Source organism: Sphingomonas sp. FW306-1B-B10E, assembly GCF_058782005.1.
The window spans coordinates 1-12090 of record NZ_JBYSXG010000082.1 but is presented as its reverse complement, the minus strand read 5'-3'; the positions used below and the strand labels follow the sequence as shown (position 1 = coordinate 12090).

Below are 12090 nucleotides of genomic sequence, written 5' to 3'. Positions count from 1 at the left end.
CCCCGAACCCGCACCGTCGGAAAGCCCCGGCGAGCCGCAGCCGAGCCAGCCGACCACCCCGCCCCCGGAATATCATCCGCCGGCGCCCGATGTGGACGTCCCCGCGCCGCAGCCGAACAGCGATCCCGCGATCGCCCCCGGGCAACCGATCGCCTGAGCCCGACGCTTCAAAGGAGAGAGAAATGACCGACACCAAGAGCGACGCCGAACTGCGCGGCCCGATCACGGGCGGCGAAGACGACACCCGCTCGGACATCGAGCAAGCGGTGCAATCGCGCGCCGACGAGGCAGAGGCCGCGGGCGGCGGCGCAAACAGCTCGGCACTGGAGCCGACCGGCGTGGCCGACGGCGTCAGCGGCACTGCCGGCGAAGTCAAGAACCAGGACCGGACGCAGCAATAGGACGGCTGCCGCATGACGCATTATTATCTCAACGTCATCAACGGCACGGGTTTTGTCGGAGATCAGGAGGGCGAGGATTTCCGCGATCTCGACGAAGCCCGTGCGAAGGCGGCCGAAAGCGTGCGATCCATCTTGAGCGACGAGGTCAAGACGGAAGGACGGATCGATCTGCAGGGCCGGATCGAGATTGCCGATCACGCGGGAATGGTCGTACTCACGCTCCCGTTTCGCGAAGCCGTCGAGCTCAGGCTTGACGACACTGGCAGTCCGGAGATCGCATGATCGACAAGCATCTCATGAAATTGCGGGCGCGCGACGATATCAGCGCGGACGAGGAACAGGCGCTGCGCGACGCGGTGGGCGAGGTCGTCAGTTACCCGGCCGACCACACGTTCATCATTCCCGGCCAGGAATTGAGCTTCTCGACTCTCCTGCTCGACGGGCTGATCGCGCGCTACAAGGACCTGCGCGACGGCCAGCGGCAGATCACCGAGCTCCACGTTCCCGGCGATTTCGCCGACCTGCACAGCTTCACGCTCAAGCATCTCGACCATAGTATCATGACGCTGACGCCCGCGCGGATCGTCCAGGTGCCGCACGAGAAGCTGAAGCGGCTCACCGAGCAGCATCCGCACCTCATGCGGGTGTTGTGGTTCTCGACCAACCTCGACGCCGCGATCCACCGCGAATGGGAAGTCTCGCTGGGCCGCCGCAGCGCGCTCCAGCGCACCGCGCACCTCTTCTGCGAGCTGCACGCCCGGCTCGGCATCGTCGGGATGACCGAGAAGGACAGGTACGGCCTGCCGATCACCCAATTGGTCCTCGCCGAATGCCTCGGCCTCACTTCGGTGCACGTCAACCGCGTACTCAAGGAACTGCGCGAAGGCGGGCTGGTGGAATTCCGCAGCGGACGCGTGACGATCACCGACCTCGCCGGACTACAGCGCGCGGCCGAGTTCGACCCCGCCTATCTCTATCTCGACAAGCGGCCTCGTTAGAAATCCAGAGACCTCAACTTCCGTCGTTCGTTCAGCCTTCGGCTTCAGCGGAATCGCGTTGAAATCGGATGCAGGCGGCTTTCGCGGCGCGCGTCTCAGTTGCCATCGGCATCGACCATGAACACCATCGGTCTACCGCGCGACATCGGCTCCCAACCAGCCGAGATTGCGGCGCGCACGCACCGCGAAATCGTTGCGTCATCGAGTTGAAGACGACCGCGTGGCAACCCCTTCAACAGCCGCTTGGGCGCCGGAAATTCGACCAATGCCTCGCGCTTGGCGTCCTGCTGGAGGAGGGAAATCGTCATCCCCTTCCAGCCTTCATCATCCGACAAATGCGGTTCGCGCTGAAGGTACCAATCATAGGATGCGCCATCGACATTTACGGTGCCGGCATTGCCTCGGGAGTTCGACATACAGCCGCCACTATCATACCAATCGTGCCGAAGCACAGACGAGGGTACCGACGGCACGTAGGGCCGACGACTCAGTTGGGCGGTCGAAGGTGAGCCGGTTGACGGGATGGCCGACCATAGGAGCACGTGTTGCCGGTTGCCGCCGACCGCGAAAGCTGATTTGAGGCTGCGCTCGGACGGCTTCGACGCCTTACGCACGGCGCATGCGCGCCCCGGATGGGTCGCCACCATCGTCTCGCGATCGGCATTTTCGCCCAGTAGATCGTATCGAGGAACGCGGCAGGGTTTTGGATTTTCAATGAATTATCGCCATTCCTTCCATGCCGGCAACAGCGCCGATGTCGTCAAGCACAGCTTGCTGATCGCCCTTGTTCGGGCCTTGCAGCAAAAACAGGGCGCGCTGACCCTGATCGACACCCACGCCGGTTGTGGGCTCTACGACCTTGGCGGCGAGCAGGCCCAGCGCACCGGCGAAGCCGCGCAAGGGGTGCTGCGGGCCTTTGCCGACACGAGTCCCTTGCTGGACGACTATCGCGCCGCGGTGCAGGCGGTGAATGCCGGAGCAGAGCCCCGCCTCTATCCCGGCTCGCCGCAGTTCCTGGCACAGCTCCTGCGCCCACAGGACCTGCTGATTCTCAATGAAAAGCATCCCGAGGACGCGTACGCCCTGCGCGGTGCGATGCGCGGCACGCCTGCCGCCGTGCACCAGCGCGACGCCTATGAGCTTTGGCTGGCGATGTTGCCGACCCGCACGGCACGCGGCGTGGTGGTGGTCGATCCACCGTACGAGCAGACGGACGAACGCGACCGTATCATCGCCACCCTCGCCGCGGCGCAGCGAAAATGGGCGCATGGCGTGACGGTGATCTGGTATCCGCTGAAAGACCGCGCGACGCATCAGCGGTGGAAGGGCGCGCTGCGCAGGCTCGGCATCCCGAAATTCCTGGTCGTAGAGCATTGGTTATACGATGCCGATCAGCCCGGCATCTATAACGGCGCCGGCCTTTTCATAATCAATCCGCCCTATGCCTTCATCCAGGCGCTTCCACCTCTGCTGGAAGCCCTTCGCGCCGCGCTGGCGCCGGAAGGGCATCGGGGCGAGATCACAGCGGATTGGTTGGACGACGGAAGATAAGGCCGGACGCTTCCGAGATGGGAGGCGCTTGGCGCGCCATCCCATCTCGGTGTCGACTTAGAGCGCCGCGCGGCGTAGTTGGGCGGTCGCCGCGGTCGACAGCTGTTGGGCCAAGTGAACGATGACCTCGTCCAGCGCCCCTGCGCGCAGGCCCTCGAAAATGCTATGGTTCGGATCGAATTTCTTCGGCGGCCACGGAAGCGGCCAGGGATAATCGATCCAGGGCGGCCCTTCTCCGTCATAGCCATTGGTCAGCGCCCCCGCGCCTCGCTGGAGCAGATCATGGCCGAGTGCCTTGGTTCGCTCCGCCAGCCGCGCATCCTGGACATGCGTGGAGAGCTCTCGGATCACACCGGCGGCGATGATCTGTCCGAATTCCTTCGACAGAATGGGTCCGGGTTGTCCGGGACCCCCGTCAACGTACCAACCCTTCATGATCTGATGCAGAGTCTCTGCGGCGGAAAGTGTGGCGTATAGCGTGGTTCTAGGCATTTCAGACCTCCTATGCTCAAAGCAAGCGGCAGTGATGCGACCACGATTTCTGTTTTTGTTTCGCGCCTGACGCGAAATGGTGCGTGCGATTGGTGACGAAGGCTTCCGGCCGCCGATCGTGGCACCCCGCAAGCCCGCGCCGACCGTGACCTTGCGGCTCCCCTTTCCTCACACGCTTTCAACAGGAGAAACGAGGCCGGCGCGACAATCCGGACAGGCAGCGGTGAAGAACCGCAACACGCGGCCCTATTTCTCGATCAGCCCGCATCCATGCGCATGCGAGCGACTTGGCGATGTGGGAAACGCCGTGCCGGACGATGCGGCGCTGTACGCAGCATCAGGCTCTTATGACGAGCCTGTCTGGGCAGGAGCGTTCGCGTACTTCCCGGTCACAACGGCAAGGCTTGCTGCCGTTCGCCTTGGTCAGCCTTAAGCGGTGGGCACCCGCCGCACGCTGAGCACCTTGGCAGGGATCATCGGCACTTCACCCTTGAAGCTGCCCTGCAGCGTCTTGGTCGGCGACGTGGGCGCATCGAGGATCTTCACGACGACGTCCATGCCCTCGACCACGCGCGCGAAGGCCGCGTAGCCGACATTGTCGCCGGGTTTGCTCGGATCGGCGTCGAACGACGGCTGGTCGCCGACCATGATCGTGAACTCGCCGCGTGCCGAGCCGGGCGCGAGTCGCGGCAGCGAAAGCGTGCCGTCGAGATGCTTGATGCCGGTCTGGCTGGTCGGCTCGTGCTTGATCGGCGGGAACATCTTGGCCGGCGCGTTCTGCACGCCGAGCTGGACGAAGCCGAAATGGTCGGCGACCTTCACGGTGCGGTAGAAAAGGATCCCGTCGAGCCGCTTGGCGTCGACATAGCGCAGGAAATTCTTCGCGCTGATCGGCGCCTTGTCCTGAAAGACCTCGACCACGAAGCGCCCGGCGCTGGTCTCGAACGCGACGCGGGGATTGGCGGCCGACGCCGGCGTCTGCGCGGCGGCAGGAAGCGCGAACAGGGTCGCCAGCAGCGCGAAAATCACGGTCCGGATCATCTATTTCCTCTCGTCCTGTTCCACGGCGTCCTTGGCCTTAGCCAGTTTGGCGCTCTCGGCCTTGAGCGGCTTCGACACCGGGCAGACCTCCTGCAGATAGCCGTTCAGCGCATTGGCGAGATGCGCCTCGACCAGCCGATAATGGACATATTGCCCGCGCTTCTCGCTCGTCACCAGCCCGGCATTTTCGAGCACCGAGAGATGCTGGGACACCGCGGGTTTGGAGATCTCGAAGCGCGCCGCGATCTCGCCCGCGGTGAGTTCGGCATGGCTCAGATAAGCGAGGATCTTGCGGCGGACGGTGGAGGACAGGGCTTCGAACACGCGTTGCATACCCCAGCATTTAAGCGATTGCTTCATTGCTTTCCAGTCCAGACAGAGTAATTAGGTAATTCCTTAATTACCTGCGAGTCGTCCGATGCATGATCCTCACGCAGTGAACAGCCTGATAGATTGTCCGGGCGCCGACCCGGTGGAAGGACGCGTACGGTGGAGCCCGACGCTTTCGCTCTGGAATGGGGGGATGCTGGGCAGCGCGCTCGTACTCGGTCCCCTTACCGTCTCGCCCGGCGCGCTGGCGGTGTTCGTGCTGACCACGGGCGCGACGCTGCTGCTCGGCCATTCGGTCGGCTTTCACCGCCGCCTGATCCACCGCAGCTTCGAATGCCCGCTCTGGCTGGAGCGCGTCCTCGTCTGGTTCGGCACGATCGTCGGGATGAGCGGCCCGCACGGCATCATCCGCACCCACGACCTGCGCGACTGGGCGCAGCGCCAGGACGCCTGCCACTCTTATCTCAGCCATCGCAGCCCGATGCTGAAGGATGCCTGGTGGCAGATGCATTGCCGTCTCGAACTCGGGCATCCGCCGCGCTTCGACCTCGGTCGCGCTGGGCGCGACCGCTTCTACCGCTTCCTCGAAGCGACGTGGATGGCGCAGCAAGTGCCGGTCGCGGCGCTACTGTTCTGGGCCGGCGGCTGGGGCTTCGTCATCTGGGGCATCTGCGCGCGCGTCGCGATCTCGGTCCACGGCCACTGGTTCGTCGGCCATCTCGCGCACACGCGCGGCCCGCAGCATTGGCTGGTCGAGGGCGCCGGCGTGCAGGCGCACGACGTGCCCTGGGCCGGCTTCGTCACGATGGGGGAAGCCTGGCACAACAACCACCACGCCTTCCCTGGCTCGGCGAAACTCGGGCTGTATCCGGGGCAGAGCGATCTGGGGTTCGGGTTCATCCGGATCCTCGAACGCGTGGGACTGGCATGGAACATCCGGACGCCCCCGGCCACTCCCGAGCGCATGGCCAACTTGCAATTGAGAGCTGCACGATGATGCAAAGTGAAGCCGCACTTCCCACCGCCGAACAGAGTTGTCTGGCCTTGTTCATCGCCACGGCGCTTGCAGCGCTATTGCTGACGCTGAGCCTGTTCACCCCAGTCGGGAGGTCGTTCGCACTCTACGCGGCGGTCTTTCTGGTTACTGCGCTGGTTGTCGCCGCGTTGGGGATGCCGCTCTACCAACTCGCATTGCGCATGCGCCGAGCAAATATCTGGACGGCGCCAGCGGCGGGTATGATCGCTGGAGCCGCGCTGCCCCTGATCATCGCGGTTTCGGACCGCTCAATGTATCAGTGGCGCTATGTCGCGGTATACACCACGGTCGGTGCGATCGGCGGACTAGCGTTCTATCTGACCGCGACTGCACGGCGGGCACCACGCCGCAACGTGAGTCTGCTGCTTGCCCTCGCAGCCATCACTATTTTCGTGGCGTCGCTCAGCGCGCCGGCACCCTAGCCCGCCAGCGCCTTCTTCAGCAGCTCGTTGACCACCGCCGGATTGGCCTTGCCCTGCATCGCCTTCATCGTCTGGCCGACGAAGAAGCCGAACAACGCTTCCTTGCCGCCGCGATATTGTTCGAGCTGGTTCGGGTTCTTGACCAGGATCTCGGCGATCACCGCCTCGATCGCGCCGGTGTCGCTGGTCTGCTTGAGCCCGCGGTCCTCGACGATCTTGGCCGCGCCGTCGCCGGTCTCGAGCATGATCTCGAACACCTGCTTGGCGAGGCTGCCCGAGATCGTGCCGTCGGCGACCAGTGCCAGCAGTTCGGCGCCCTGGACGGGGCTGACCGGGCTCTCGGCCAGATCCTTGCCGAGCCGGTTGAGCGCGCCGTACAGGTCCGAGATCAGCCAGTTGGCCGCGGCGCGCGCGACTTCCTGCTCGCCCTTGGCCTGCACCCGCGCACTCTCGGCGAGCAACGCCTCGAACCAGCGCGCGGTGTCGGCGTCGGCGGTCAGCACCGCGGCATTGTAGGCGGTCAGGCCCAGCGCCTGCTCGTAGCGGCGGCGCTTGGCGTCGGGCAGCTCGGGCAGGCTCGCCGCGCAGGCGTCGAGGAACGCGTCGTCGAGCACCAAGGGCAGCAGGTCGGGATCGGGGAAATAGCGATAGTCGTGCGCGTCTTCCTTCGAGCGCATCGAGCGCGTCTCGCCGCGATCGGGATCGAACAGCCGGGTTTCCTGGACGATCGTTCCGCCGCTTTCGAGCACTTCGACCTGGCGGCGCGCCTCGATCTCGACGGTCTGCATCACGAAGCGGACCGAATTGACGTTCTTGGTCTCGGTGCGCGTGCCGAATGCCTCGCCGGGCTTGCGCACCGAGACGTTGACGTCGGCGCGCATCGAGCCCTGGTCCATGTTGCCGTCGCAGCTGCCGACATAGCGCAGGATCGAGCGCAGCTTGGCGAGGTACGCGCCGGCTTCCTGCGGCGAGCGCATGTCGGGCTTCGACACGATCTCCATCAGCGCCACGCCGGCGCGGTTGAGGTCGACATAGGAGCGCGTCGGATGCTGGTCGTGCATCAGCTTGCCGGCGTCCTGCTCGACATGGATGCGCTCGATCCCGATCGTCTTGGTGAACGCCTCGGGGTCCTTCTCGTCGAGGCTGATCTCGATCTGCCCTTCGCCGACGATCGGATGGAAGAGCTGGCTGATCTGATAGCCCTGCGGCAGATCGGCGTAGAAATAATTCTTCCGGTCGAACCGCGAATATTTGTTGATCACCGCGCCCAGCGCCATGCCGGTGCGCACCGCCTGGCGGATGCACTCCTTGTTGGGCACGGGCAGCATGCCGGGCATCGCCGCGTCGATCAGCGACACCTGGCTGTTGGGCTCGGCGCCGAATTCGGTCGCCGCCCCCGAGAAGAGCTTGGCGTTCGAAGTGACCTGGGCGTGGACCTCGAGGCCGATCACGACCTCCCATTCGCCGGTGTCGCCGTGGATGCGGTATGCTGCTTCAGTCATTTTGCTTCAGTCCACTCTCGGAACGTCTGAATAGTCGATGCTTGGCGCGGGGGGCCAATTGCGACGCTACGACAGGCTTCTCGCGTCGCCGCGCCGGGAGATCGTCAGACCGCTTGCTCGGCCATTCGGGGAGAAGTCCCGCGACGTCGCCGAGGGCGCTGATCCAGTCGAATAACCCTACCACCAGCTCTCCGGCCGCGCGGTGAAGCCGGCGCGCTGCTCGATCGCCAGCCCCGCGCCCAGCACGCCCTGCTCGTCGAGCGGCTTGCCGATGATCTGGAGCCCGAGCGGCAGCCCAGCCTTGTCGAGCCCGCCCGGCACGCTCATCGCCGGCAGCCCGGCCAGCGAGCTCGGCACGGTGAAGACGTCGTTCATGTACATCGCCAGCGGATCGCCCTTGTCGCCCAGCGCGAATGCGGCGGAGGGCGCCGTGGGGGTGAGCAGCAGGTCGCACTCCATCCAGGCATTCTCGAAGTCGCGCGCGATCAAGGTGCGGACCTTTTGCGCCTGGGTATAATAAGCGTCGTAGAAGCCCGCCGAGAGCACGTACGTGCCGATCAGGATGCGGCGCTTGACCTCTTCGCCGAACCCGGCGGCGCGGGTCGCGGCGTACATCTCCTGTAGGTTCTGCCCCTCGGCCAGCTCGCGCAGGCCGTAGCGGACGCCGTCATAGCGGGCGAGGTTGGACGAGGCCTCGGCCGGGGCAATGATGTAATAGGCCGGCAGCGCATATTTGGTGTGCGGGAGTGAGACCTCGACCACTTCGGCGCCGGCGTCCTTCACCCAGTCGATCCCGCGCTGCCACAGCGCCTCGATCTCCTCGGGCATGCCGTCGACGCGATATTCCTTGGGGATGCCGATCTTCTTGCCGCGCAGGTCGGCGGAAAGATTGTGCTCCCATTTGGGCACCGCGAGATCGAGCGAGGTCGAGTCCTTGGGATCGAAGCCGGCCATGTTCTCGAGCAGGATCGCGCAATCCTTGACGTCGCGCGCCATCGGCCCGGCCTGGTCGAGGCTCGAGGCGAAGGCGACCACGCCCCAGCGCGAGCAGCGGCCATAGGTCGGCTTGATGCCGGAGATGCCGGTGAACGCCGCGGGCTGGCGGATCGAGCCGCCGGTATCGGTGCCGGTCGCGCCGGGGACGATCCGCGCCGCGATCGCCGCGCTGCTGCCGCCCGAGGAGCCGCCGGGTGCGAGCGGGGCATTGTCGCCGCCGCCGCGCCGCCACGGCGAGATCACGTTGCCGAAGTACGACGTCTCGTTCGACGAGCCCATCGCGAACTGGTCGAGGTTGAGCTTGCCGAGCATCCCCGCGCCGGCGTCCCAGAGCCGCTGCGAGACGGTCGATTCATAGACCGGCTTGAAACCTTCGAGCATGTGGCTCGCGGCGGTGGTCTGCACGCTTTTGGTGCAGAACAGGTCCTTCATGCCGATCGGCACGCCCGCCAGCGGCTTGAGCGTCTCGCCCGCGGCGCGCGCGGCATCGGCTTCCTTGGCGGCGGCAATGGCGTGGTCGGGCGTCTCGACGATGAACGCGTTGAGCGCCTTCGCCTTGCTCACCTTGACGATGAACGCGTCCGCCACTTCGCGCGCCGAGAAGGTGCCCATGCGAATGCCGTCCCGCAGCTGCGCGATGCCGAGATCGGTGATGTCGGTCATTCGACCACCTTCGGCACGGTGAAGAAGCCATGCTCGCCCTGCGGCGCGTTCTGGAGGACAGCGTCGCGCTGCTGTCCCTCGGTGACCACGTCCTCGCGCAGGCGCAGGGTGTTGGGGATCACGGCGGTGGTCGGCTCGACGTTCGAGGTATCGACCTCGCCGAGCTGCTCGATCCAGCCGAGGATGTTGTTGAGCTCTGGCACAAGGCGCTCGGCATCCGAATCGCTGATCGCGATCCGGGCGAGGCTGGCCACCTTCTTCACGGTTGCTGTGTCTACGGACATGCAGGCGCGACTATCAGCCGAGCCCCCGCCCTTCAAGCATTGCTATTCGCCGGGAACCGCGACAGGCAGGCGCCACGGCAGCGCACGTGCAGCGATGCCGATCACCGCTGCGAGCGAAACGGAGAGCGCGCTTGGCCCGGAAGTTCCTCTACGGCATCGTCATATTGATCGTCCTGGCGTTTGCCGCGCTCCTTGCCTTTCGCTTCTACGGCGTCGAGATCATGCGCCGGACGATGGTGCCGATGGGCGACGTGGCCGCGCTCGCGCCGCCCGAGCGCGGCCTCTATGCCCGTCCCGACATGTGGATCGCGCGGCCCGACAAGCCCGGCAACCCGGCCTTGTGGACCCCGCCCGGCTTCGCACCCGCGGTCAAGCCCGCCGCGGCGGTCTTCTTCATCCACCCGACCTCGTTCCTCGACACCAAGACCTGGAACGCCCCGCTCGACAATGCCGACGCCAACAGCCGCGCGTCCTTGTTCCTGCGCGGCCAGGCGAGTGCGTTCAATTCGGTCGGGCTGATCTGGGCGCCGCGCTATCGCCAGGCGACTTTCGGCGCGTTCCTGACCAGCAAGGCCGAGGCGCAGAAGGCGCTCGACTTCGCCTATCGCGACGTGCTCGCCGCGTTCGACCAGTTCGTCGCGGAGGCGGGCGACCGGCCGATCGTCCTCGCCGGGCACAGTCAGGGCGCGTTGCATCTCTCCCGCCTGCTGGTCGACCGCGTGGCCGGCAAGCCGATCGCGAAGCGCATCGTCGCGGCCTATGTCGTCGGCTGGCCGGTCTCGGTCACCGCCGATCTGCCCAAGATGGGGCTCCCCGCCTGCGCAGGACCCGACCAGGCCGGCTGCATCCTGTCTTGGCAGAGCTTCTCCGAACCCGCCGACCCGTCGCTGATCGTCGACACGTTCGACGGCACCACCGGCTTCACCGGCCAGCCGCGGGCGGGCACGCCGATGGTCTGCACCAACCCGCTCACCGGCAAGCCCGGCGATTCGGCGCCCGCCGAGGCCAATCTTGGCACGCTGATCCCCGAGGCTAACTTCCAGTCGGCGCAGCTCGTGACTGCGCGCGTGCCGGCGCGCTGCGAAGGCCGCGGCATCCTGACCATCGGCGACAGCCCGCCCGATTTCGGCCAGTACGTCCTGCCCGGCAACAACTACCACGTGTTCGACTACAGCCTGTTCTGGGCAAATGTCCGCAAGGACGCCGAGCGGCGGCTGGCGGCATATCGCTGAGGCGAAGTACGATCGACGGGGGAAAAAGCCGGGCATGAGCGAGTTCGAGTTCATCTTTTCGTTATTCGGGCTGCTGCTCGGGTTGGCGCTGGCTGAGGGGCTCGGGGGGCTTTCGCGGGCGTTGAAGGCGCGCCACCGCGTCCGTATCGGCTGGCCCACCGCGCTGCTCGGCATCTTCGTATCCTGCGATGTCGTGACCTTCTGGATGTATGGCTGGTTCCTGCGCGAGAAACTCCCGCTCACCTGGCCGGTGCTGTTCGGCGGATTCGTCGTCACCGCGATCTATTACGTTGCCGCCTCTCTGGTCTTCCCCGAATCCCCCGAGGAATGGGACGACCTGAACGCGCATTTCGACAAGCACCGCCGCACGGTGCTCGGAGCCGTGCTGATCTGCAATGCCGTACTGCTGGCGACGACCGGCGCGCTTATCGGCCTTCCCGGAGCGGGCAGCCTTCGGGTGATCGTGCTCGCCTGGTCGTTCTTCCCGGTCGCCCTGCTGGCAATCGCCTTTCGCGACCGGCGCTTCGTCATTGCCTGTCTGACCTATCTGATCCTGCTCTATCCGCTGACCGCGATCTGGCACTGAGCGTGCTTCCGCCGGGATGACGAAGCGGCTAGGTGCGGAAAGGTGATCACCACCGCTCCCGCCGATTTCCGCGCCGCGCTGCCATCGGGCGGACGCTTGCTCGGGCTCGACGTCGGCACTAAGACGATCGGCACCGCGCTCTGCGACGCCGGGTGGAGCTTCGCCAGCCCGGCCCTGCTCATTCGCCGCACCAAGTTCACCAAGGACAAGGCGGCGCTCGCCGAGCTGATCGCGAAGCAGCAGGTCAAAGGCCTCGTCATCGGGCTGCCGCTCAATCTCGACGGCACCGACAGCCCCCGCACCCAATCGACCCGCGCCTTCGCGCGCAACATGGACGATATGGGTTTCCCGATCCTCCTCTCGGACGAGCGCTGGTCGACCGTCGCGGTCGAGCGCACCTTGATCGAACAGGATTTCAGCCGCGCCCGCCGCGCCGAGATGATCGACAACATGGCCGCCGCACACATCCTGCAGGGCGCGATCGACGGGCTGGTTAATGTGTGAGGACGATAGACGACTGCCGCCTTAGCCCCTCCCCTTCAGGGGAGGGGTTGGG

At 65.7% G+C, this 12090-nt stretch carries 16 protein-coding genes; 9 read left to right on the top strand and 7 right to left on the bottom strand.

All coding sequences use genetic code 11. From position 1 onward, the window contains the following. Positions 1-182: 182 nt before the first annotated feature. The 3 genes from AC3WJI_RS20585 to AC3WJI_RS20575 are packed head-to-tail and all read left to right on the top strand — an operon-like array spanning position 183 to position 1399. Entirely contained in the window at positions 183-401 is a 219-nt protein-coding gene (locus AC3WJI_RS20585; protein WP_492759170.1) for a hypothetical protein, read from the top strand. A 12-nt stretch (positions 402-413) separates the two neighbouring features. Further along, positions 414-683, top strand: coding sequence for a DUF6894 family protein (locus AC3WJI_RS20580; RefSeq protein ID WP_492759169.1), 270 nt, complete (start codon positions 414-416; stop codon positions 681-683). Then, positions 680-1399: a Crp/Fnr family transcriptional regulator gene (locus AC3WJI_RS20575; protein WP_492759168.1), complete on the top strand. Its 720-nt coding sequence runs from the start codon at positions 680-682 to the stop codon at positions 1397-1399. The genes AC3WJI_RS20580 and AC3WJI_RS20575 overlap by 4 nt, the downstream gene beginning before the upstream one ends. A 95-nt stretch (positions 1400-1494) precedes the next feature. On the opposite strand, the gene AC3WJI_RS20570 is transcribed toward AC3WJI_RS20575, so the two are convergent. Continuing rightward, positions 1495-1815, bottom strand: coding sequence for a hypothetical protein (locus tag AC3WJI_RS20570; protein WP_492759171.1), 321 nt, complete (start codon positions 1813-1815; stop codon positions 1495-1497). A gap of 298 nt (positions 1816-2113) precedes the next feature. Between AC3WJI_RS20570 and AC3WJI_RS20565 the strand changes: the two genes are divergently transcribed. Then, positions 2114-2950, top strand: coding sequence for a 23S rRNA (adenine(2030)-N(6))-methyltransferase RlmJ (locus AC3WJI_RS20565; RefSeq protein WP_492759167.1), 837 nt, complete (start codon positions 2114-2116; stop codon positions 2948-2950). A 57-nt stretch (positions 2951-3007) separates the two neighbouring features. On the opposite strand, the gene AC3WJI_RS20560 is transcribed toward AC3WJI_RS20565, so the two are convergent. The 3 genes from AC3WJI_RS20560 to AC3WJI_RS20550 form a co-directional block, all read right to left on the bottom strand. Further along, on the bottom strand, positions 3008-3442 hold the full coding sequence (locus AC3WJI_RS20560) for a hypothetical protein (RefSeq protein WP_492759166.1): 435 nt from the start codon (positions 3440-3442) through the stop codon (positions 3008-3010). 429 nt (positions 3443-3871) lie between these two features. Then, positions 3872-4483, bottom strand: a complete 612-nt coding sequence (locus tag AC3WJI_RS20555) for a peptidylprolyl isomerase (RefSeq protein ID WP_492759165.1) — start codon at positions 4481-4483, stop codon at positions 3872-3874. Further along, on the bottom strand, positions 4484-4816 hold the full coding sequence (locus AC3WJI_RS20550; protein WP_492759164.1) for a metalloregulator ArsR/SmtB family transcription factor: 333 nt from the start codon (positions 4814-4816) through the stop codon (positions 4484-4486). Positions 4817-4901: 85 nt separating this feature from the next. Here AC3WJI_RS20550 and AC3WJI_RS20545 point away from each other — a divergent pair, with 85 nt between their 5' ends. Together AC3WJI_RS20545 and AC3WJI_RS20540 are read left to right on the top strand one after the other, a co-directional pair. Beyond that, positions 4902-5810: an acyl-CoA desaturase gene (locus AC3WJI_RS20545; protein WP_492759163.1), complete on the top strand. Its 909-nt coding sequence runs from the start codon at positions 4902-4904 to the stop codon at positions 5808-5810. Beyond that, the gene (locus AC3WJI_RS20540; protein ID WP_492759162.1) at positions 5807-6271 is read left to right on the top strand and encodes a hypothetical protein; all 465 of its coding nucleotides are present in this window, start codon (positions 5807-5809) and stop codon (positions 6269-6271) included. The genes AC3WJI_RS20545 and AC3WJI_RS20540 overlap by 4 nt, the downstream gene beginning before the upstream one ends. Here the strand turns inward: AC3WJI_RS20540 and gatB are convergent. From gatB to gatC, 3 genes are all read right to left on the bottom strand, one after another. Beyond that, positions 6268-7773 (bottom strand): Asp-tRNA(Asn)/Glu-tRNA(Gln) amidotransferase subunit GatB, encoded by a 1506-nt coding sequence (gene gatB, locus AC3WJI_RS20535; RefSeq protein WP_492759161.1) that lies wholly within the window; start codon positions 7771-7773, stop codon positions 6268-6270. The two genes, AC3WJI_RS20540 and gatB, sit on opposite strands and share 4 nt — an antisense overlap. Positions 7774-7950: 177 nt before the next feature. Further along, positions 7951-9432: an Asp-tRNA(Asn)/Glu-tRNA(Gln) amidotransferase subunit GatA gene (gene gatA, locus AC3WJI_RS20530; protein ID WP_492759160.1), complete on the bottom strand. Its 1482-nt coding sequence runs from the start codon at positions 9430-9432 to the stop codon at positions 7951-7953. Further along, complete coding sequence (gene gatC / locus AC3WJI_RS20525) at positions 9429-9716, bottom strand: Asp-tRNA(Asn)/Glu-tRNA(Gln) amidotransferase subunit GatC (RefSeq protein WP_492759159.1); 288 nt, start codon at positions 9714-9716, stop codon at positions 9429-9431. Before gatC ends, gatA begins: the two co-directional genes overlap by 4 nt. A gap of 131 nt (positions 9717-9847) precedes the next feature. Between gatC and AC3WJI_RS20520 the strand changes: the two genes are divergently transcribed. The 3 genes from AC3WJI_RS20520 to ruvX are packed head-to-tail and all read left to right on the top strand — an operon-like array spanning position 9848 to position 12038. After that, positions 9848-10948, top strand: coding sequence for a DUF3089 domain-containing protein (locus AC3WJI_RS20520; protein ID WP_492759158.1), 1101 nt, complete (start codon positions 9848-9850; stop codon positions 10946-10948). 34 nt (positions 10949-10982) lie between these two features. Continuing rightward, positions 10983-11534 (top strand): hypothetical protein, encoded by a 552-nt coding sequence (locus AC3WJI_RS20515; RefSeq protein ID WP_492759157.1) that lies wholly within the window; start codon positions 10983-10985, stop codon positions 11532-11534. Positions 11535-11576: 42 nt separating this feature from the next. Next, positions 11577-12038 carry a Holliday junction resolvase RuvX gene (ruvX, locus tag AC3WJI_RS20510; protein ID WP_492759156.1) on the top strand — a complete coding sequence of 154 codons (462 nt, stop codon included), beginning with the start codon at positions 11577-11579 and terminating at the stop codon, positions 12036-12038. Positions 12039-12090: the final 52 nt, after the last annotated feature.

What these genes read in the sequence shown, in the direction of transcription:
- AC3WJI_RS20585 (WP_492759170.1), top strand. Translation starts at nt 183, where the DNA reads ATGACCGACACCAAGAGCGACGCCGAACTGCGCGGCCCGATCACGGGC.
- AC3WJI_RS20580 (WP_492759169.1), top strand. Translation starts at nt 414, where the DNA reads ATGACGCATTATTATCTCAACGTCATCAACGGCACGGGTTTTGTCGGA.
- AC3WJI_RS20575 (WP_492759168.1), top strand. Translation starts at nt 680, where the DNA reads ATGATCGACAAGCATCTCATGAAATTGCGGGCGCGCGACGATATCAGC.
- AC3WJI_RS20570 (WP_492759171.1), bottom strand. Translation starts at nt 1,815, where the DNA reads ATGTCGAACTCCCGAGGCAATGCCGGCACCGTAAATGTCGATGGCGCA.
- AC3WJI_RS20565 (WP_492759167.1), top strand. Translation starts at nt 2,114, where the DNA reads ATGAATTATCGCCATTCCTTCCATGCCGGCAACAGCGCCGATGTCGTC.
- AC3WJI_RS20560 (WP_492759166.1), bottom strand. Translation starts at nt 3,442, where the DNA reads ATGCCTAGAACCACGCTATACGCCACACTTTCCGCCGCAGAGACTCTG.
- AC3WJI_RS20555 (WP_492759165.1), bottom strand. Translation starts at nt 4,483, where the DNA reads ATGATCCGGACCGTGATTTTCGCGCTGCTGGCGACCCTGTTCGCGCTT.
- AC3WJI_RS20550 (WP_492759164.1), bottom strand. Translation starts at nt 4,816, where the DNA reads ATGCAACGCGTGTTCGAAGCCCTGTCCTCCACCGTCCGCCGCAAGATC.
- AC3WJI_RS20545 (WP_492759163.1), top strand. Translation starts at nt 4,902, where the DNA reads ATGCATGATCCTCACGCAGTGAACAGCCTGATAGATTGTCCGGGCGCC.
- AC3WJI_RS20540 (WP_492759162.1), top strand. Translation starts at nt 5,807, where the DNA reads ATGATGCAAAGTGAAGCCGCACTTCCCACCGCCGAACAGAGTTGTCTG.
- gatB (WP_492759161.1), bottom strand. Translation starts at nt 7,773, where the DNA reads ATGACTGAAGCAGCATACCGCATCCACGGCGACACCGGCGAATGGGAG.
- gatA (WP_492759160.1), bottom strand. Translation starts at nt 9,432, where the DNA reads ATGACCGACATCACCGATCTCGGCATCGCGCAGCTGCGGGACGGCATT.
- gatC (WP_492759159.1), bottom strand. Translation starts at nt 9,716, where the DNA reads ATGTCCGTAGACACAGCAACCGTGAAGAAGGTGGCCAGCCTCGCCCGG.
- AC3WJI_RS20515 (WP_492759157.1), top strand. Translation starts at nt 10,983, where the DNA reads ATGAGCGAGTTCGAGTTCATCTTTTCGTTATTCGGGCTGCTGCTCGGG.